The organism is Micromonospora sp. NPDC005163 (assembly GCF_053599835.1).
On sequence record NZ_JBSFYP010000060.1, the window covers coordinates 24,169 to 42,542 of the forward strand.

The 18,374-nt window shown below is 69.9% G+C and carries 18 protein-coding genes; 7 read left to right on the forward strand and 11 right to left on the reverse strand.

Features of this window, described 5'->3' with window-relative positions; all coding sequences use genetic code 11:
* Positions 1-9 precede the first annotated feature (9 nt).
* The 5 genes from ACWD6N_RS29640 to ACWD6N_RS29660 form a co-directional block, all read right to left on the reverse strand.
* On the reverse strand, positions 10-813 hold the full coding sequence (locus ACWD6N_RS29640) for an ABC transporter permease (RefSeq protein WP_387327636.1): 804 nt from the start codon (positions 811-813) through the stop codon (positions 10-12).
* On the reverse strand, positions 810-1,739 hold the full coding sequence (locus ACWD6N_RS29645) for an ABC transporter permease (protein ID WP_387327639.1): 930 nt from the start codon (positions 1,737-1,739) through the stop codon (positions 810-812). The genes ACWD6N_RS29640 and ACWD6N_RS29645 overlap by 4 nt, the downstream gene beginning before the upstream one ends.
* Positions 1,736-2,791, reverse strand: coding sequence for an ABC transporter substrate-binding protein (locus ACWD6N_RS29650; RefSeq protein ID WP_354965785.1), 1,056 nt, complete (start codon positions 2,789-2,791; stop codon positions 1,736-1,738). The genes ACWD6N_RS29645 and ACWD6N_RS29650 overlap by 4 nt, the downstream gene beginning before the upstream one ends.
* Before the next feature lie 282 nt (positions 2,792-3,073).
* Complete coding sequence (locus ACWD6N_RS29655; protein ID WP_354965786.1) at positions 3,074-3,712, reverse strand: TetR/AcrR family transcriptional regulator; 639 nt, start codon at positions 3,710-3,712, stop codon at positions 3,074-3,076.
* 278 nt (positions 3,713-3,990) lie between these two features.
* Positions 3,991-4,608: a DUF2249 domain-containing protein gene (locus ACWD6N_RS29660; protein WP_387327645.1), complete on the reverse strand. Its 618-nt coding sequence runs from the start codon at positions 4,606-4,608 to the stop codon at positions 3,991-3,993.
* A gap of 54 nt (positions 4,609-4,662) precedes the next feature.
* Here ACWD6N_RS29660 and fdxA point away from each other — a divergent pair, with 54 nt between their 5' ends.
* From fdxA to ACWD6N_RS29680, 4 genes are read left to right on the forward strand one after another with little or no spacing between them, the layout of a single operon-like run.
* Positions 4,663-5,019 carry a ferredoxin gene (fdxA, locus tag ACWD6N_RS29665; RefSeq protein WP_354965788.1) on the forward strand — a complete coding sequence of 119 codons (357 nt, stop codon included), beginning with the start codon at positions 4,663-4,665 and terminating at the stop codon, positions 5,017-5,019.
* A 5-nt stretch (positions 5,020-5,024) separates the two neighbouring features.
* A complete protein-coding gene (locus ACWD6N_RS29670; RefSeq protein WP_387327648.1) occupies positions 5,025-5,690 on the forward strand; it encodes a helix-turn-helix transcriptional regulator in 666 nt (221 codons plus the stop codon).
* Complete coding sequence (locus ACWD6N_RS29675) at positions 5,687-6,112, forward strand: hypothetical protein (RefSeq protein WP_387327651.1); 426 nt, start codon at positions 5,687-5,689, stop codon at positions 6,110-6,112. The genes ACWD6N_RS29670 and ACWD6N_RS29675 overlap by 4 nt, the downstream gene beginning before the upstream one ends.
* Positions 6,113-6,152: 40 nt before the next feature.
* On the forward strand, positions 6,153-6,485 hold the full coding sequence (locus ACWD6N_RS29680) for a cupin domain-containing protein (RefSeq protein ID WP_354965791.1): 333 nt from the start codon (positions 6,153-6,155) through the stop codon (positions 6,483-6,485).
* A gap of 20 nt (positions 6,486-6,505) precedes the next feature.
* Here ACWD6N_RS29680 and ACWD6N_RS29685 read toward each other — a convergent pair whose 3' ends face one another.
* Positions 6,506-8,815 carry a hypothetical protein gene (locus ACWD6N_RS29685; protein WP_449938827.1) on the reverse strand — a complete coding sequence of 770 codons (2,310 nt, stop codon included), beginning with the start codon at positions 8,813-8,815 and terminating at the stop codon, positions 6,506-6,508.
* Here ACWD6N_RS29685 and ACWD6N_RS29690 point away from each other — a divergent pair.
* The gene (locus ACWD6N_RS29690) at positions 8,802-10,844 is read left to right on the forward strand and encodes a hypothetical protein (protein WP_449938828.1); all 2,043 of its coding nucleotides are present in this window, start codon (positions 8,802-8,804) and stop codon (positions 10,842-10,844) included. The two genes, ACWD6N_RS29685 and ACWD6N_RS29690, sit on opposite strands and share 14 nt — an antisense overlap.
* Positions 10,845-10,879: 35 nt before the next feature.
* Here the strand turns inward: ACWD6N_RS29690 and ACWD6N_RS29695 are convergent, their stop codons facing one another.
* From ACWD6N_RS29695 to ACWD6N_RS29705, 3 genes are read right to left on the reverse strand one after another with little or no spacing between them, the layout of a single operon-like run.
* Positions 10,880-12,400 (reverse strand): tripartite tricarboxylate transporter permease, encoded by a 1,521-nt coding sequence (locus ACWD6N_RS29695; protein WP_354965794.1) that lies wholly within the window; start codon positions 12,398-12,400, stop codon positions 10,880-10,882.
* A gap of 20 nt (positions 12,401-12,420) precedes the next feature.
* Positions 12,421-12,882: a tripartite tricarboxylate transporter TctB family protein gene (locus ACWD6N_RS29700; protein ID WP_387329124.1), complete on the reverse strand. Its 462-nt coding sequence runs from the start codon at positions 12,880-12,882 to the stop codon at positions 12,421-12,423.
* A gap of 1 nt (position 12,883) precedes the next feature.
* The gene (locus tag ACWD6N_RS29705; RefSeq protein WP_354965796.1) at positions 12,884-13,906 is read right to left on the reverse strand and encodes a tripartite tricarboxylate transporter substrate-binding protein; all 1,023 of its coding nucleotides are present in this window, start codon (positions 13,904-13,906) and stop codon (positions 12,884-12,886) included.
* Positions 13,907-14,051: 145 nt separating this feature from the next.
* Here ACWD6N_RS29705 and ACWD6N_RS29710 point away from each other — a divergent pair, with 145 nt between their 5' ends.
* Both ACWD6N_RS29710 and ACWD6N_RS29715 read left to right on the forward strand, forming a co-directional pair.
* On the forward strand, positions 14,052-14,735 hold the full coding sequence (locus ACWD6N_RS29710; RefSeq protein ID WP_354965797.1) for a response regulator transcription factor: 684 nt from the start codon (positions 14,052-14,054) through the stop codon (positions 14,733-14,735).
* 6 nt (positions 14,736-14,741) lie between these two features.
* Positions 14,742-16,223 carry a sensor histidine kinase gene (locus tag ACWD6N_RS29715; protein ID WP_387329121.1) on the forward strand — a complete coding sequence of 494 codons (1,482 nt, stop codon included), beginning with the start codon at positions 14,742-14,744 and terminating at the stop codon, positions 16,221-16,223.
* A 37-nt stretch (positions 16,224-16,260) separates the two neighbouring features.
* Here ACWD6N_RS29715 and ACWD6N_RS29720 read toward each other — a convergent pair whose 3' ends face one another.
* Together ACWD6N_RS29720 and ACWD6N_RS29725 are read right to left on the reverse strand one after the other, a co-directional pair.
* On the reverse strand, positions 16,261-17,220 hold the full coding sequence (locus tag ACWD6N_RS29720; RefSeq protein ID WP_387329118.1) for a TAXI family TRAP transporter solute-binding subunit: 960 nt from the start codon (positions 17,218-17,220) through the stop codon (positions 16,261-16,263).
* A 43-nt stretch (positions 17,221-17,263) separates the two neighbouring features.
* On the reverse strand, positions 17,264-18,202 hold the full coding sequence (locus ACWD6N_RS29725) for an ROK family protein (protein WP_387329116.1): 939 nt from the start codon (positions 18,200-18,202) through the stop codon (positions 17,264-17,266).
* Positions 18,203-18,374 lie beyond the last annotated feature (172 nt).

The window sequence follows — 18,374 nt, forward strand, 5'->3', positions numbered from 1 at the left end:
GGCAGAAGGTCAGGCTCGGTTGAGGCGGCGGTTACGCAGGGCGCGTGCCAGACCGACCGAGGCGAACAGGGCCAGGGTGACGAGCAGCAGCATCGTCGAGACGGCGGCGACGGTCGGATCGATCTGGACCCGGACTCCGCTCCACATCTGCACGGGCAGCGTCGTCAGTTCCGGACCGGCCAGGAAGATGCTGGTCACCACCTCGTCGAACGACGTGATGAAAGCGAACAGGGCTCCGGCCAGCACACTGGGCGCGATGATGGGCAGGGTGACGCGGAAGAAGGTGCTCAACCGTCCAGCTCCCAGGCCCGACGCGGCCATTTCGAGCCTGCGGTCGAAGCTCACCAGCGCCGCCGATACGTTGATCACCACGAACGGCACCGCCAGCGCGGTGTGCACCAGCACGAACCCGAGCGTCGTCTGAGTGAGCCCCAGTCGCAGGAAGGCGGCGTACACCGCGAGCCCGACGATCACGTAGGGCACCAGCACCGGCGCGAGCACGAGACCACTCACCGCCGCTCGCAGCGGGTAGCGGCCGCGCACCATCGCCAGGGACGCCAGCACGCCGAGCACGACGGACAGGGCGGTGACCAACAATCCGATCTGGACGCTGTTGAGGGTGCTGGAGATCCAGGTCTGATCCTGGAAGTAGCTCTCGTACCAGCGCAACGACCACTTCTCGGGAGGGAACGCCAGGAACGAGCTGTCGTTGAACGAGGTCGGGACGACGACGAACACCGGGGCGACCAGGTAGATCCCGGTCAACGCCACCAGCCCGGTCAACGCCGCGCGGACCACGGTGCGTGAGGTCATCGCCCACCCGCCACGAACTTGTCGATCTTGACGATGCGAGAAACCAGGAGCAGCAGCACGCCGGTGACCACGAAAAGCACGACCGCCAGTGCCGACGCGAAGCCCCACCGCAGCACGGCCGAGAGTTGCTGCACGATGAGTTCGCCGATCATCATGTCCTGCGGGTTGCCGAGCAGCGCCGGCGTGACGTAGAACCCGATTGAGGAGATGAACACCAGCAGGCTGGATGCGGCGACGCCGGGCACGGTCAATGGGGCGTACACCCGCCAGAACGCCGACACCGGTCGCGCGCCGAGTCCTTCGGCGGCCTGGACGAGCCGCCGGTCGATGCCGCGCATGGTGGCGAACATCGGCAGTACGGCGTACGGCAGCATCACCTGGACCACGCCGATCACCACGCCGGTGGACGTGCGAATCATCGCGATGGGCTCGTCGATGATGCCGACACTGATCAGGGTCTGGTTGACCACCCCGGTGTCGCCGAGCATCAGCACCCAGGCGAAGGTGCGGACCAGCAGGCTGGTCCAGAAGGGCACCAGGACGGCCACCAGCAGCACGCCGCGCCAGAACGGTGAGGCGAGCGTCATCAGGTAGGCGTAGGGAAAGCCGAGGAGCAGGGTCACCAGGGTGACCAGCCCGGAGATCCGGAACGTGTTGACCAGGACATCGACGTAGACGGGTGAGGCGAAGAAGTCCCGATAGTTGTCCAAGCCGGTGACCGGGTCAGTGAAGCTGCGCGCGAGCACCAGGACCAGCGGGGCGACGTACACCGCCAGCAGGAAGAGCACCAGGGGAAGCAGCAGCAGTCCCCACCCGTCGAAGATCCCACGCCTTCGCCCGTACGGCTGCGAAGGGGCCGGGGAGCCGGGGTCCGCGCCCCGGCTGCCCGATGCCACTCCGTCCGGCGCGGACGCCACCACGCTCACTTGACCGCCCATTCGGTGAGCCGCTCTGTCACGCTGTCGTAGTGCTCCGCCCAGTAGGAGTAGTCGATGATCACTGAACGCTTCGCGGCGTTCTCCGGCGACGTCGGCAGCTCCTTGGCCACCGCCGGGTCGATGTGTTCCAAGGCAGCCTTGTTGACCGGCGCGTACGCGGTGGCATTGGAGTAACCCGCCTGACCCTTCGCATCCATGAGGTAGTGGGCCAGCCACTCCTGCGCCTGGGCCGCCTGCGGGGAGCCCTTGGGAATGACGAACTGGTCGTAGGCGACCATGTGCTCGTTCCACTCGTTGGCCACCGGCTGGCCGGCCTTGGCCGCGGAGTAGATCCGCCCGTTCCAGGCCTGGATCAGCGGAGCCTCCCCGGTGGAGACCAGCTGTTGCTGCTGCTCACCGGTCTCGTAGAAGACAATGTCCTTCTTGATCGTGTCGAGCTTGCGGAAGGCGCGATCGATGTCCAGCGGGTAGAGGTTCTCGGGCTTCACCCCGTCGGCCAGGAGCGCGGCCTCGAACATGGCGCCGGTGGCGTACCTCCAGAAGCCCCGCTTGCCGGGGAACTGCGCGGTGTCGAAGAACTCCGCCCAGGTCGTCGGGTGCCGATCGGCGAAGGTCTTGGTGTTGTACGCGATGGTGAACGCGTACTCCAGGGTCGGCACGGCGCAGTCGGTGACCTCCACCGGGTTGACCTGCGACGTGTCCACCTTGGCCTTGTCGAGCTTCTCCGCCCAGCCGTTGGAACAGGCGGTCTTGGCGAAGTTCGGCTCCACCTCGACCACGCCCCAGCTCACCTTGCCCGACTCGACCTGGGCGCGGAACTTCGCGTAGTCGGTGGGAGAGTCCTGCTTGACCGTGACACCGTTCTGGTCCGCCCACGGCTGGACCGCCTCCCGCACGTGGGTCTTCTGATCCTCGCCGCCCCACATGACCACGGTCAGCGACTTGCCACTGGCCCCGCCGGCGTCTCCACCACATCCGACCAGGGCGACCACGGCACCCGCCGCGACACCGGCAGCGAGGACCCGCTTCGGAACGTGCACTAGTCCCCCAAATTTGATTGGCGCGTCAGTTATATGAGCACGATCCTGTGAGGCGAGTCACGACGTGTCAAGGGGGTCTTCGGGGGTTTCTGGCGCCGAAGCGCGTCTGATTCAGGGAAAGCCTTGAAGATCACCGATAGCTGGGTCGATCGACCCGCACGGCAAAACGCCACCCCGCACATCGGAGCGGGGCGGCGTGTCCGCGGGGAGAAGCGCGGCCAGCGCGGCGGCGACAACGCCCGGGCGGAGTGCGCCGGCCGAACCGGGCCGGGCGGGCGCGGACTACGGGCGCGGTACGGACACCGGGGCGTGGGTACCGGGTGACTGTGACGGAGCCTCGAGAGTGCGCAGCATTTCCTCGCAGGCGGCACGCATCCGGGCCACGGTCAGGCTCTTTGATCCAAGCAGCACCTGGAGACTGAGCCCGTCGATCATGCCGATCAGACCGTTGGCGAGCAGCACCGGATCGCCCTCGCGGAAGTACGCGGCGGCCTGCCCGTCGCGGATGATCGCAGCGACCGTCCGCCGCCACTCGCCGTAGACCCGCTCGTTCAGGTCCTGCAGGTCCAGGTCGTGCAGAGCCTCCACCCACAGCTCCGCCCACACGTGCCACGCACGCACGGTGACTTCGTCGGCCGGCAGATACGACTCTACGAACGCACGCAGCCTGTCCCGTGGGTCGGGGTGCTGCTCCATGAGCGGCGCCCGCCGTCGCAGGGACTGGGCGAAGTTCCATTCGAACGCCGCGTGCATGAGGTCACGCTTGGTGTCGAAGTAGTAGTGCACGGTACCGGTGCTGGTCTTCGCGCGCCGGGCCACATCGGCTACGCGCAGGGACTTGAAGCCGATCTCGGAAAGGACCTCGCAGGCGGCCGCGAGGATCTGACCCTTGCGCTCCGCCTCCACGCTCACTCGCGCCATGGGCCCCATCCATCCGTCTGGCCGACCAAGCAGTCCCCAAACCACCAATACTGACGCGTCAGTCAAACATCTCCAGTGAGCAGCCGCAAGCAGCGCCCGCCCGACACGGTGAGCACTCCGAGCCGACCGGGCCAATTGTGGAAGACCGGCCGACGGGCCGCCAGTGGCGACGCCGAATCGCGATGGCGCCGCTCACCTCCGGCCGTCGGGACGTTGACGAGCGGCCGTCCGCGACATCGAGGCGGATCACGAACCCTCAGGTCACACTGGCCCACTCATCAGTCGGCCCGCCGCACCGTGGTGTCCACGAGAAGAGCCTGTCGGCGCTGGTGGACGGTGAAGTAGCGCAGTCCGTCCGGCCCGCTGGTGAACTGACGGCGCGACCGCCGGGGCAGCCACACCAGGGCGCCGGACCGCAGGTCCACGACGCCGCCTTCGGTGGCGAGCTGCCCGGACCCGGCCAGGACGTGGATGAGGACATCGAGGTCCGGGCCGGCGTGCTCGTCGATGACGCCGCCGGGCGGCAACGCGATGATGTTGGCGTCCAGGTCCCGTTCGCGCGCCTGCAACTTCCACACCGCCCCGGTCACATCCGGCTCACCGGTGAGCTCGGCGAGGCCGGTCGTGTCGACGAGAGTCCGGGGAAGCGGCGTACTGGTGAGCTTGGTGATCCGGATCCGCCAGTTGCGGGGCTCCCGTGCCAGGTACTCCCAGCCGACGCTGTCGGGGTGGTCAGCCTCGAACTCGTTGCGCAGGTGCCTGGGGTCGTGGTCGTTGACGAGCACGAACGACCCGTTCGTCGGCAGCTCGGCATAGCGGGCGAAGATCGTCGGGTGCTTGTCGGTCTTGCGAAGTTGCCGTACGTCGAGCTCTGACTCCGTGCTCTTCTGCTCCATCTGGTTCCTCCCACCCATGGGTTTATACAAGCCGAACTTGTGTAAACTATAGGCATGACGTACGTGATCGGTGAACCCTGCGTAGATGTGATCGACCGCGCATGCGTGGAAGAGTGCCCGGTGGACTGCATCTACGAGGGGGCCCGCAGCCTCTACATCCAGCCGGACGAGTGCGTCGACTGCGGGGCCTGTGAGCCGGTCTGCCCGGTCGAGGCCATCTACTTCGAGGACGATCTGCCCGAGCCGTACCGTCCGCACCTCGCCGACAACGAGGCGTTCTTCGTCGAGACCCTGCCGGGCCGCGACGGGCCCCTGGGCTCGCCGGGCGGTGCCGCGAGGATCGGCCCGCTGGGGGTGGACACGCCGATGGTGGCGAATCTCCCGCCGACGAACGCCGCACAGGAAGGGTGAGAATCATGGCGACCGAGTCCGAGCAGCCGGCGGGGCCACGTCTGCGGGTCCTGCGGGTGCTGAACGCGGCGATCGCCCCGCTGAGCATCGTGGCGATCGCCGGCCAGTTGGGCGTGCATCCGAACACCGTCCGGTTTCACCTGGACACCCTGGTCGGTCAGGGCCGGGTCGAACGTGTGGTACCCGAGCAGAACCGCCCCGGCCGTCCCCCGCTGCTGTTCCGGGCGGTGCGAAGGATGGACCCGGCCGGGCCGCGGCAGTACCGGGTGCTGGCCGAGATACTCGCGTTGAGTCTCGCCGGCGACGCTGATCCCGATGCGAAGGCGATCGAGGCCGGTCGCCGGTGGGGCCGACAGATCGCCTCGTCCACCGACGACGACGGGGCGGGCGGGAAAGCGGCGCCGGTCGACCATCTGATGTCGTTGCTGGAGACGATGAACTTCGCTCCTGAACGGCGTGACGCCGACGGGCAGGTACGGATCGGTCTGCGGCACTGCCCCTTCCTCGAACTCGCCGAATCCCAGCCCCACGTCGTCTGCCCGGTCCACCTGGGGCTGATGCGAGGTGCCATGGACGCCTGGCAGGTGCCGGTCATGGTCGACCGGCTGGAGCCGTTCGTCGAGCCCAACCTGTGCCTCACCCACCTCACGGTCACCGGGGCAGCCCGATGAACGCCGCCGCGGCGGTCGCGGTCGCGGTGAGCTTCGTCTGGTTGGGCATGGTGCTGGCCATCTCGTTCATCGAGGCGCCGCTGAAGTTTCGTGCCCCCGGCGTGACCGTGCAGATTGGGCTGGGCATCGGTCGGCTGGTCTTCCGTGTCCTCAACGCCATCGAGGTCATCCTCGGCATGACCATCCTGGTCGCGTTCGCGTTGAACCCGCCGCCAGCGCGGGCGCTCGCGGCCATCATGGTCGCCGTCGCCGTCCTGCTGGTCCAGCTGCTGGCTGTCCGGCCGCGGCTGGCTCGGCGCTCCCGCGCCGTGTTGGCGGGCGAGAATGCACCACGCTCGCACGCTCACTACGCCTACGTTGCCCTTGAGCTGGTCAAGGTGGTCGCCCTGCTCGCGGGCGGCGTCCTCCTGCTGGCTCTCTGACCCAACGCGTTGATCCCGGACGAGACGAAGGGCTCTATCGATGAAGTCGACCTCCCTCCCCACACTGGCGGAGGAACAGCTGACCTTGGCTCGAGAGGCGCACAGCGGCCGATCGGCCCACACCATCCACGGCGGCCACGACCAGGCACTCCGCCATACCGTCCTGGCTCTGCTCGCCGGGCGTGAGTTGGCCGAACACAGCAGCCCGGGCGAGGCGACCTTGCTGGTCCTACGCGGCCACGTCCGGCTCACCACGTCGACCGAGGCATGGGAGGGCAGGGACGGTGACCACGTCGCGATCCCGCCACAGCGGCACGCCCTGACCGCGGTCGAGGACTCAGTCGTGCTGCTGACCGTCGTGAGCCCGCGATAGACCTGCACGATCGCCCATGTCTACTTGACCTGCGGCCAGCCGTTCGCCGCTGTGAAGAGGGCCTCGGTGAGTTCGTCCCACTGCCGGAGCCGGGGCATCTCCTGGCCGAGGGCCCCCGCGAGGAAGCGGAAGTCCTCTTTCAAGACGTCGATCGTCCTCATGTAGGTGTGCGCGTCCAGCGACTTCAGCGTGAACAGCGTCGCGTCCGCGATCTGTTGCACGTTGAAGAGGTGCTCGGAGCCGTGCGGGATCAGGGTCCGCATGATGTCGGTCTTCGCTCGGTGGACGTAGCGGATCACGTGTGAGGCCGGGTCAATGCGGATCATCTCGGCGGCGACGCCGGCGTTCTTGGGCACGAGGAACGCCTGGAAGGCCAGGTATTCCGGTACGGCCTCGGTCCACTCGCGGAGCCGTCGGATGAAGCGCTGTTCGATGATGTGATCCAGCTCGAACAGGTACCCGAAGCCGGACACCTTGCGGACCTTCTTCTGCATCTCGTTGTACTGGTTGATGCCCATCTTCGCCACGGTGTCGTAGTGGCCCAGCATCGCCGTCGTGAGGGTCACCCGGCCTGGCAGCCGGCCGTGGGCCGCCTTGATGATGGTGCGGTAGTCGTCGCCCAGGTGCGCCTTGAGGTAGGCGTGCACCCACTGACGTGTCGTGCCGAGCAACCAGTCCAGCGGTGCCTTCGGGTCGTTCCCGCGGCGGGCCACGATGGCGATGTAGTCGTCGTACTCCCAGCGCAGCATCGAGTTGGCGAACGACGCCATGTCCTCGGTGAAGAGCGCGTGCACGTCGAGGTCGAGGAGATCGTCGGCCTGCTTCGAGGCCTTCTTCGCCTCCTGCAGCACGTCCTGGACGCCCTTGGCCAGCGTCGAGGCCGCACGGGGGTTCGCGGTGGCGGCTTCCAACATCTTGGCGAGCTTCTCCTGCTGTGGCTCCGGCAAGCTCTTGAGGCGTTTCAGAAGTGCACCGGACCGCGCAGCACCGTCGACATCGTCCACGATCCGGCGCAGATCAGCCGTCAGCGCTTCGATGCGGGCGAGTTCCTCGCTGAGCCGCGCCGAACTCCTGCCCATACGGACGTAGGCCGTCGCGCCAACCGACACCGCCGCCAGAGTCCCGTACACGATGATCTCGTTGGAGGTGACGCGATTGCCCCAGAAGTCCCGCCCGGTTGCCGTCATGAACGCGAGCTGTCCGAGCTCGTAGAGGTCTCCGATGATGGGGACGAAGCTGAGCGGCACCTCGATCATCATCTGGACCATGGACGAGACGCTCGTCCTGTCGGGCAACTCGTGGCGGTGGTGCGTCTTCGCGTCGAAGTCCAGGCTCGCGCCCTGGCGCGGAACATCTTCGTGGGCGACCTTGCGGGAATAGACAAACGTCGCACGGGCGACGGCCTTCGGCCCGGGTTGGACGGTCACGGTGACGTTCTCGTCGTGCTGGATGACGATCAGACTGACCGAGCCCTGGCAGCGGGCCGAGTAGGCGTACGCCGCGGGCTTGTCCGGGTCCTTGATCGTGACCTGTACCTGGAAGTGGCCCTCCCAGTGCTGGATCACCACCCCGGTGGGCTGCGGCACGATCAGCAGTCCGGGCGGCAGCACCCGTTTCCAGACGTAGCCGAGGCTCACCGCCATCGTGTCCGCGACCCTGCCCAGGTTGTCCGCCTCCACCGGAACCGGCGTCTCGGCCCCCGAGACGAGCACGTACGGAGTTCCCATCGCCGCGAGGATCGACTGCGGATCACCGAACGAGGGAGCCGCCCGCGGGTCCTGGTTGCGAAAGACCGTGACCTGGGGCGTGAGGTCGCACAGCACGGTGTCGGGATCGAGGACCTGGTGGCGCAGGTCGGACGTGGGCGTGCGCTGGTGATGCGACGGGTGGCACTGGCAGGAAGGCCCGGGTGACGTGGTCACCGCGGAGAACGGTGACCGGGGCCGCTCGACGCGGAACGCGGTGAACGACGGCCGGTCCCGGCGTACCCGCACCGTGACGTCCCGCGCCAACGCCATCAGCAGGATCGGCCGCCGGAACGCGGGCGACTCGGGATACGTCACCCTCGCCGGGCCGCCTGACGGGGGCAGCCAGTGCCACACGACCGGCGGGATGCCCAACTCCTTCCAGCGCTTCGCGCTTGCCTGCCCGGGGCGGATGGTCCAGGTCCAGGAGACCTTCAGCGAGGTGTCGGTGATGGTGATGTGGGCGAGGTTATCGTCCGGGATCAACCGGCCGGCGAACGCGAGGGCGCCGCTCTTGCCGCGATCCCTCGTGCGGCGTAGGGTTCGTCCACTCCGGCCACCATCGAAGGAGATGCGTGTGACCACCCCCGTACGGCTCCGTCTCGCCGTGTCCGTGCTGGTGACCGCCGGAGCCGTGCTGCTCGGCACGGCAGCCCCCGCCGCGCCACCCGCGGTGTCGTCGCACCCGGCCACGCACGGTGGCTGCGACCCGATCGACCCGACCGCGTGCCTGCTGCCGTTCCCGAACGACTTCTTCACCGTGACGGATCGAGCCAGCCGCACCGGCAAGCGGGTGCAACTCGCGGCCTCCTCGATGCCCGCCAACGTGCACGGCACCCCGATCGACCCGGCCGAATGGAACCGACAGGACGGGTTCAGCCCCGGCTCGCCGATCCTGGTGCGCGTGCCCGGCCTGGACGCCGCGGCCACGGGGATCGCCCCGGTCACCGACATCGGCCGCTCGCTGGCGCCGGACGCGCCGATCGTGCTGCTCAACACGGCCACCGGCAAGCGCACTCCGTACTGGGCGGAGCTGGACGCGCACGCCGCCGGCGCGCCCGACCGGCAGCTGCTCATCATCCGGCCGGCGGTGGCGCTGGCTGAGGGCACCCGGTACGTGGTGGGCCTGCGTGGCATGCGCGACCGGAACGGGAAGCTCATCCCTACGCCGGCCGCATTCCGGAAGTACGTCACCGGCGTCGGCCTCGGCCCCCGGGACCGCCGCGCCCCGCAGATCAAGCGGGTCCTCGCCGACCTGACCAGGGTCGGTGTCAAGCGGCACAGCCTCCACCTGGCGTGGGACTTCACGGTGGCGAGCCGGCAGGGCCTGACCGGGCGGATGCTGGCGATCCGCGACAACGCCTTCGCCACCCTGGGCGCGGCGGCGCCGTCGATCACCGTCACCCAGGTGACCGACTACCCGCCCGCGCAGGATGCGCGGATCGCCCGGCAGGTGACCGGCACCATCGGCGTACCGTCCTATCTGAACGGCAGCGGCGGACCCGGGTCACGGCTGCACTACGGGCCGGCGGACGGCGACGGGTCAGCACCGACGAGGTACTCCCTGCCCACGCCGTCCGGCGCGACGCTGCGGGCGGACTTCGTCTGCGACATCCCGCGCAGCGCCTCCGCCGCCGATCCGGCACACCTGTCGCTCTACGGCCACGGCCTGCTGGGCAGCCCGACCGAGGTCAACGCCGGCAACGTCAAGACCATGTCGGCGACGTACGACTTCAGCTTCTGCGCGACAAGTTGGATCGGCATGGCCGCCGCTGACGTCCCGTACGTGGCCGGCGCCTTCACCGACCTCAGCGCCTTCCCCGCGGTGGCGGACCGGTTGCAGCAGAGCTTCCTGAACTTCCTCTTCCTGGGCCGGGCGATGATCCACCCGGACGGGTTCGCGGCCGACCCGGCGTTCCAGGACGCCGGCGGGCATCCGCTCATCGACGTGGCCGGCGGGCTGCACTACGACGGCAACAGTCAGGGTGGCATCAACGGCGGCGCACTCACCGCCATCGCCCAGGACTGGACCCGGTCCGTGCTCGGCGTGCCGGCGATGAACTACTCCACGCTGCTGCAGCGCAGCGTGGACTTCGCCCCCTTCCAATCGATCATGGACCAGTACTACCCGGACAAGGTCGACCAGCAGCTGATCTTCGCACTGCTGCAGATGCTCTGGGACCGGTCCGAAGCCAACGGGTACGCCCAGCACATGACCGACAAGCCGTTGCCGCGCACCCCGGCGCACCGGGTGCTGATGCAGGTGGCCTTCGGCGACCACCAGGTCTCCCCCGCCGCGGCCGAGGTCCAGGCGCGCACCATCGGCGCCCGCCTGCACACCCCTGCCCTCGCCGACGGCTGGTCACTCGACGTGAAGCCGTACTGGGGCATCACACCGATCCGGGCGTATCCGTACACCGGCTCGGCGATCGTGATCTGGAACAGCGGCGCGGCGTACGCGCCGCCGACGACGAACCTCGCCCCGGCCGGGCCGGAGTACGGCGACGATCCGCACGAGTTCCCGCGCGCCCAGGCCGGAGCCCAGAAACAGAAGGCGGTGTTCCTGCTCACCGGCAAGGTCATCGACGTCTGCGCGCGAACGCCCTGCCCGTGAGGCGCTGACCGGTCGCGCCGAGCGCCCCGCCGGGATCACCATCCGGCCTCCTGCTCCTCGTCGGCGAACACGATCTCGCGGCGCCTGCGAATCATCGGGAGGACGGCGACGACGAGCGCTGCCACGGCCAGGGCCAGGAACACTGCGGAGATCGGCCGGGTCAGGAAGACCGACGCGTCGCCGCGGGAGATGATGAGCGCCCTGCGCAGGTGCTCCTCGAGCAGGGGGCCGAGGACGAAGCCGAGCAGCAGCGGCGCCGGCTCGCAGCCGCACTTGATCAGGATGTAGCCCAGGATCCCGAAGAACGCGATCGCGTAGACGTCGTACGCGTTGAAGCTCAGCGAGTAGGTGCCGATCGCGGCGAACAGGATGATCATCGGGAACAGCACCTGGTACGGGATGCGCAGCAGGCGCACCCAGATGCCGATCAGCGGCAGGTTCAGCAGCACGAGCAGCACGTTTCCGATCCACATCGACGCGATCAGGCCCCAGAACAGCGCCGGCTCGTTGGTGATGACGTTCGGGCCGGGGGTGATGCCGTGGACGATGAACGCGCCGACCATCAGCGCCATCACCGGGTGGGCGGGCAGACCCAGGGTGAGCAGTGGAATGAACGACGTCTGCGCGGCGGCGTTGTTCGCCGACTCGGGGCCGGCGACTCCCTCGATCGCGCCGCGCCCGAACTCCTGCGGCCGCTTCGAGATCCGCTTCTCGACGGCGTACGAGGTGAACGAGGCCAGCACGTGGCCACCGCCGGGCAGGACGCCGAGCGCGGCGCCGAGACCGGTACCGCGCGCGATCGGGCCGACGATCCGGCGGCGGTCCTCACGGGTCGGCCAGAGGTTCCGCACCTTGCCGACGATCGCCGTGCGGGTCTCCTCGTTCTCCAGGTTGCGCAGAATTTCGGCCACCCCGAACATGCCGACGGCGACCGACACGAAGTTGATGCCGCCGTACAGCTCGCGCTGGTCGAACACGAACCGGGGCGTGCCGGTGTAGATGTCCTGGCCGACCGTGCCGAGCAGCACGCCGAGCGCGATCATCGCCAGTGCCTTGAGCGCCGATCCACGCGCCAGCGTTATTGACACGATCAGGCCGAGCAGCACGAGCGAGAAGTAGTCGGCCGGGCCGAACTTCAACGCGACGCTGGCCAGCGGTGGGGCCGCGACGGCCAGCGCGACGGTGGCCACCGTGCCCGCGATGAAGGACCCGACCGCGGCGGCGGCCAGGGCCGGACCGGCCCGGCCCTGCCGGGCCATCTCGTACCCGTCCAGCGCGGTGACCGCCGCCGAGGACTCGCCGGGCAGGTTGATCAGGATGGCGGTCGTCGAGCCGCCGTACTGCGCGCCGTAGTAGATGCCGGCCAGCATGATCAGCGCCGTCACCGGCTCGAAGCTGAACGTGATCGGCAGCAGCATCGCCACCGTCGCCGTTGGCCCGATGCCGGGCAGCACGCCGACCGCGGTCCCGAGCAGCACTCCCACGAAGCAGTAGAGGACGTTCTGGACCAGGAAGGCGGTCGAGAAGCCCAGCGCGAGGTTGTCGAGAAGTTCCATGCCTCAGTCCGGATGCCGCGTCAGAGCTCCAGCCACGGGCCCCATAGCGGGATCCGCAGCTGAAGTCCGACGACGAAGATGAGCGTGCTGGCCGCGGTCAGACCGGCGGCCACGGCCACGGCCGTGAGTAGCCGTACGCGTGCGCTGGCCAGCGTGGTGAGCAGGGCGGTCACCGCCGACGTCGGCACGAATCCGAGGCGCCGGACGGTGAGTCCGAAGAACAGGACCGCGAGCACGATGGCGGCGACCGCACGCCATGGGACCGGTCCGAACGAGATCCCCTCACCGGCGATGAGTCCCTTGATGATGATCGCCAGGCCCAGGGCGGCCACGGTCGCGCCGACCAGCAGCGGGAAGGCGCCGGGGCCCATCCGCAGTGGGGCGCCCAGCTCGTAGCCGAGCGCCCCCCACACGAATGCGCCACCGATCAGGACGAAGAGTCCCCCGGCGAGGACGTCCGGGAACGACCGACGGCGTTCCACCTCAGGAGACCTTGACCCCGGCGTCAGCGATGATCTTCGCCCACGTGCCGAGCTGCTCCTCGAGCTTGGCCCGGTGCGCCTGCGGGGTCGCGTCCTGGGCCGGGACCGGCGCGGTGCCGAGCTTGGCCATCTGGTCGATGACCCCCTGGTCGGCCAGTGCCACCTTCAGCGCCTCGGACAGCTTCTGGACGACCTCCTGCGGCGTGCCGGCCGGGACGTAGAGACCGTGCCACACGCTGACCTGAAGCTGGGGCAGCCCGGCCTCGGCCGTGGTGGGCAGGTCGGGAAGGCTCTTCACCCGCTCCGGCGTGGTGACCGCGTACGCCTTCACCTTCCCTGCGGCGATCTGGCCGCTGGTGTTGGTCGTCTGGTCGCACATGAAGTCGACCTGGCCGCCGACGAGGTCGGTCAGCGCGGGGCCGGTGCCCTGGTACGGGACCTCCTGGAGCTTGACACCGGTGGCGGTCTGGAACAGCAGGCCGCACAGGTGGGATGCGGCGCCGATGCCAGCGTTGGCCAGGGTGACCTTGTTGGCGTTCGCCTTCACGTGGGTCACGAGGTCCTGGAGTGTCGCGGGTGCGAAGTCCTTGCGGGCGACGACTGTCATCGGCACCTCGGTGACGAGTCCGACCATCTCGAAGTCCTCGAGCGGCTTGTAGCCCAGGTTCTTGTACAGGGCTGGCGCCGTCGACATACCGATGTGATGCATGAGCACCGTGTAGCCGTCCGGATCGGCCCGCGCGACGTCGCCGGCGCCGACCGTGCCGCCGGCGCCCTCGACGTTCTGGACGACGATCTTGGCGCCGAGCTTGGCGGCCATCGGCTCGGCGATCATGCGGGTGACGGTGTCTGTCGGGCCCCCCGCGCTGAACGGCACGACGATCGTGATGTTCTGGTCCGGGTAGCCTGCGGCGTCGCCTCCGCCGTTGGCGCCTCCGTTGCCGGAACAGGCGGCGACGAGCGAGACGACGCCGATCGCGGCGACCATCCGCGCGGTGGCCCGGTACCTGCTGGTCTCTCGCACAGCGGCCTCCTCATCAGCGCATGCGCATGTCTCAGTGAGCGAGTGGACCTCAGTCTCGACTGGCCGGGACGCGGATGGTGTCAGAGGAATCCCAAGAACTTGAGGGCTGACACGAGGGTCGACCCGGGCCGTACAATCCGCTGGTATGCGGATAACCGTCATCGAGGATGACGACCGCGTGGCGCTGGGTCTGGTGACCGTCCTGACCCAGGCGGGCTTCGAGGTCCACCGCATCGCCACCGCCGCGGAGGCCGTGCGCGCCGCGCCGTCCGACGTGGTGCTCGTCGACCTGGGTCTGCCCGACGGCGACGGACTCGACGTGATCCGGAAGCTGCGTGACCACCCGCAGACCGCGGTCATCGCGGTCACCGCACGGTCCGAGGAGCACGAGCGGGTCCGTGGCCTGCGCGCCGGCGCTGACGACTACATCGTCAAGCCCTTCGGCATCCCGGAGCTGCTCGCCCGGATCGACGCCGTCCTGCGGCGCACCCGGGCGGCTCGCGCCCTGAGCCAGTCGGACGAGCCGCTCCTGCTCGGCCCGATGCGGATCGGCGTGGGCACCCGCGAGGTCACCGTCGACGGCACGCCCGTGCCGTTGACCCGCAAGGAGTTCGAGCTGCTCCTGCTGCTGGCCCGGCGGGCGCCCAACGTGGTCAGCCGCGACGTCATCCTCGACCAGATCTGGGGCGCGACCTGGGAGTCGTCGAGTCGCACCCTGGACACCCACATCGCGGCGATACGGCACAAGCTGGGGCCGGACGTGGTCATCCGCACGATCCACGGCGTCGGCTATCGGCTCCTGGCCGACCAGCCGGAGCTGATCGGCTGACACGCCGTGCACCGCCGCCTGCTCGTCGTCCTCGTTCCCCTTGCGGTGCTGCTCGTCGCGGCGCTCGGGGTGCCGCTCAGCGTCACCGTGGCCGAGCGGGAGATGCAGGAGACGTACGTCAACCGGCTCAACGACGTCGGCCGGTTCGCCTCGCTGGCCGAGACCGCGCTGTCGACCGGGCGGACCGAGGCGCTCCAGCAGGAGCTGACGCGTTACCACGAGCTCTACGGCATCCCGGTCGCGCTGGTCGACACGTCCGGCGAGGTGTTGCTCGGACCGGCCGGCGCGTACCAGGAGGCGGCACGCGCCGAGCCGACGTTGCCCCGGATCGTGACCGCGGCGCTGGCCGGGGCGCGCTCCGAACCGTCCTGGGAATGGGCGCCGTGGGACGATTCGGCACTCGTTGTGGCCGAGCCGGTGGGCCGGGACAGTGAGGTGGTCGGCGCCGTCGTGACGATCTCCGACCTGTCGAGGACGCGCGAAGCCATCCTCGTACGCTGGGCCCGGCTCGCCGGGCTGGGGCTGCTGCCGTTGATCGCGTTGGCGGCCGTCGCCTGGCCGGTGTCGGCATGGGTGCTGCGGCCGGTGCGGAAGCTGGACGCGGCGACCTCGCGGATCTCCGAGGGCGACCTGACGATCCGCGCCGACGCCGAAGCCGGCCCGATCGAGCTGCGGCGGCTGGCGGAGTCGTTCAACACCATGATGGACGCCGTCGAGAACGCCGCGCAGCGGCAGCGGGCCTTCGTGTCCGACGCGTCGCACCAGTTGCGCAACCCGTTGACCAGCCTCCGGCTCGCGGTGGAGAGCCTCGCGCCGCACCTGCGGCCGGAGGGCAACGGACGGCAGGTGTACGACGTCGCCGTCGACGAGCTGAAGGCGATGCAGCGGATGTTGAACTCGCTGCAGGCCAGTGCGCGGATGGAGAGCATGCGGACGGCGTCGCCGGTGGATCTTGACGAGGTGCTGGCGACCCGGGTGGTCCGGTGGCGGGCGTTGACGGCGACGGCGGGGCAGACACTGGCGGTCGACGTGCCGCCGGGGCTGCGGCTGCTGGAGCCGCCGGGCGGACTGGGCAGCATCCTGGACGAGCTGATCAGCAACGCGTTGCGGCTTTCGGGCGCGCGGGCGGTGGAGGTGAGCGCCCGCGTTGTTCCCGGTGGAGCGGGCGCCGGAAACCGCAACGGCTCCGCGGCCGCAGGGGTGGTCACCATCTCGGTCCGCGACGACGGGCAGGGGATCGACGTGTCCGAGCAGGCGCAGGCGCTACGACGGTTCTGGCGGTCGCCGCGGCACCAGAACGTGTCCGGTACCGGCCTGGGACTGGCGATCTGCGCCGACCTGGTCGGGGCGGCCGGGGGCGAGCTGCGGCTGGAGGAGGGCCTGCCGCGTCCGGACGGGTCCGGGCACGGGTTCGCCGCAGTGGTCGCGTTGCCGGTCGTTCCGCAGGTGGCGTCGTCGGCCGGCGCCCCGGCGCCGTCGCCGGTCTGAGGACCCGGTCTCTTCGCCAACCTGCCGCTGTCTCTGGTCAGCGCTTGCGGTCGCGGAACCAGGCCACCGCGCCCGGATGGAGCGGAACCGATGCGGTGGAGATCCCGGTGCGTACGTTGATCTGCCACGCTTCGGGAACGGCCGCGGCGTCGCCACGGCTGGCGGAGGTGATCGTGCCGGTGTGCGTGAAGATCGTGTCGGTGATGGCGTAGACCAGGTCGTCGGGCAGGTCGTTGCGCGCGAGCAGCACGTTCGGCACGGCGACGGTGCGGGTGGCCGGGACGCCGGCGTAGGCGGTCGCGTGGATCGTGGCGGGAGCGTAGGGACCCGGGTACGCCGTGAAGAGCGCGTCCGCCTGTGCGTCCAACGGGATCAGCCGGATCGGGTGCCGCTGAGCCAGCTCCGTGATGGCGGGTGTCGGGACGCCGGTCAGGGAGAACATCGCGTCGATCCTGCCGTCGCGCAGCGCCGCCGCCGATTCGGCCTGGCTGAGGTACCGAACGTCGGCGTTGATCGGGCCGAGCTCCAGAACCCGCAGCGAGGTGAACTCCGTGCCCGAATCGCGGGCACCGAGGGACAGACGTTTGCCCTCAAGGTCCCGGAACTCCTCGATCGCCGAACCGGCCATGACCACGAGATGCAGATGACTGTCGTAGAGCCGGCACACCGCCGAGAGCCCCTCGGGCGCGCTGCCGTCGGTCGTGATCACCGCATCCAGACTGGTCAGCCCGAGGTGCGCCGCGCCGGCCCGCAGCATCCGGATGTTGTCGGTGGACGCCCCGCTCGGCACGGTGGTCACCGTGGCACCCGGCACCTGCTCGGAGATGTGTTCGGCCAGCGCACCGCCGATGCGCCGGTACACCGCCCCCGCCGGCCCGGTGGCCAGTCGCAGGTGGACCGTGTCGACCTCGGGCTGTGGGGAGCAACCGACGAGCAGCCCGCCGGCGGCCAGGAGCACCGCCCGCCGGCTGATCCGTGGCTCCGGGTCCAGCACCATGCCGCGATGATACGGATGGTGCCGTCGGTCGCGATGACACCGGTCAATACGGCGCTCGCACGCCACCCTCCATGCGGTCGAGCGCGAGTAGGGCGGCGCCGAGGCTGCCGGCCTCGTCGCCGAGTGCGGCCCGCGCCAGCCGCGGCTCCCGGTGAAACGTGAGCCGCGCGCGCAGCGCCGCCCGGAGCGGGTCGATCAACCCGGCTCCGGCCTCGGCGAGGCCGCCGCCGATCACCATCACCTCCGCGTCGTAGAGAGCCTGTCCGGTGCGGAGCCCGTCGGCGAGCGCGTCGACCGTGTCGCGCCACACCTGCCCGGCGAGTTCCTCCCCCGCGGCGGCCCGCGCGGAGACGTCGGCCGCGGTGGCGGGCGTACCGGTCAGCTCCACGTAACGCCGGCCGACCGCGGCCGCCGAAGCGACCGCCTCCAGACAGCCGAGCTGGCCGCAGCCGCAGCGCGGCCCACCGGGGCGTACCACGATGTGACCCAGTTCGCCGGCGGCGCCGTGCGCGCCCGCGTAGGCCGACCCTCCAACCACGTGCGCAGCGGCGATGCCGGTGCCGATCGCGACGAAGAGCACGTGCCTACTACCCCGCCCGGCGCCGAGCCGGGCCTCCGCCACGCCGCCCACCCGCACGTCGTGCCCGAGCGCCACGGGCAGCCCGAGCCGCGCGACCGCCAGGTCCCGCAACGGTACGTCCCGGAAGCCGACGTTGGCCGACCAGACCGCCACGCCGGCGACCTCGTCGATCACCCCGGGCACCGCGATGCCCACCGCCACCGGAGTCAACCCGTCGGCGCGGGCCTTGTCAGCCAGCCCTCCGGCGACGGACAGGACGGTCTCCACGACCGCCGACGGACCCCGGTCAGCGCCGGTGGCGTGCCGTTCGGTGTGCTGGCTGGTCCCATCCGCCCGGACCAGCGCGGCCTTGATGCCCGTGCCGCCCACGTCCAGGGCGATGACCACCGCGCCTTCACTCACCGCTTCCCCTCGCCCCGCTCGCACCGAGCCTGCTGGTCCGCTCGCCGCGCTCATCGGGGTGGGGGGGGGGGGGGGGGGGCCCCCCCCCCCCCCGCGCCGGGCAGCCCCCCCCCCCCCGCACCCGCCGGGGCGCCCGCGCACCCCCCCCCCCCCCGCAGCTAGTAACAGAACA

What these genes read in the sequence shown, in the direction of transcription:
- ACWD6N_RS29640 (WP_387327636.1), bottom strand. Translation starts at nt 813, where the DNA reads ATGACCTCACGCACCGTGGTCCGCGCGGCGTTGACCGGGCTGGTGGCG.
- ACWD6N_RS29655 (WP_354965786.1), bottom strand. Translation starts at nt 3,712, where the DNA reads ATGGCGCGAGTGAGCGTGGAGGCGGAGCGCAAGGGTCAGATCCTCGCG.
- ACWD6N_RS29660 (WP_387327645.1), bottom strand. Translation starts at nt 4,608, where the DNA reads ATGGAGCAGAAGAGCACGGAGTCAGAGCTCGACGTACGGCAACTTCGC.
- fdxA (WP_354965788.1), top strand. Translation starts at nt 4,663, where the DNA reads ATGACGTACGTGATCGGTGAACCCTGCGTAGATGTGATCGACCGCGCA.
- ACWD6N_RS29670 (WP_387327648.1), top strand. Translation starts at nt 5,025, where the DNA reads ATGGCGACCGAGTCCGAGCAGCCGGCGGGGCCACGTCTGCGGGTCCTG.
- ACWD6N_RS29675 (WP_387327651.1), top strand. Translation starts at nt 5,687, where the DNA reads ATGAACGCCGCCGCGGCGGTCGCGGTCGCGGTGAGCTTCGTCTGGTTG.
- ACWD6N_RS29680 (WP_354965791.1), top strand. Translation starts at nt 6,153, where the DNA reads ATGAAGTCGACCTCCCTCCCCACACTGGCGGAGGAACAGCTGACCTTG.
- ACWD6N_RS29690 (WP_449938828.1), top strand. Translation starts at nt 8,802, where the DNA reads ATGCGTGTGACCACCCCCGTACGGCTCCGTCTCGCCGTGTCCGTGCTG.
- ACWD6N_RS29695 (WP_354965794.1), bottom strand. Translation starts at nt 12,400, where the DNA reads ATGGAACTTCTCGACAACCTCGCGCTGGGCTTCTCGACCGCCTTCCTG.
- ACWD6N_RS29710 (WP_354965797.1), top strand. Translation starts at nt 14,052, where the DNA reads ATGCGGATAACCGTCATCGAGGATGACGACCGCGTGGCGCTGGGTCTG.
- ACWD6N_RS29720 (WP_387329118.1), bottom strand. Translation starts at nt 17,220, where the DNA reads ATGGTGCTGGACCCGGAGCCACGGATCAGCCGGCGGGCGGTGCTCCTG.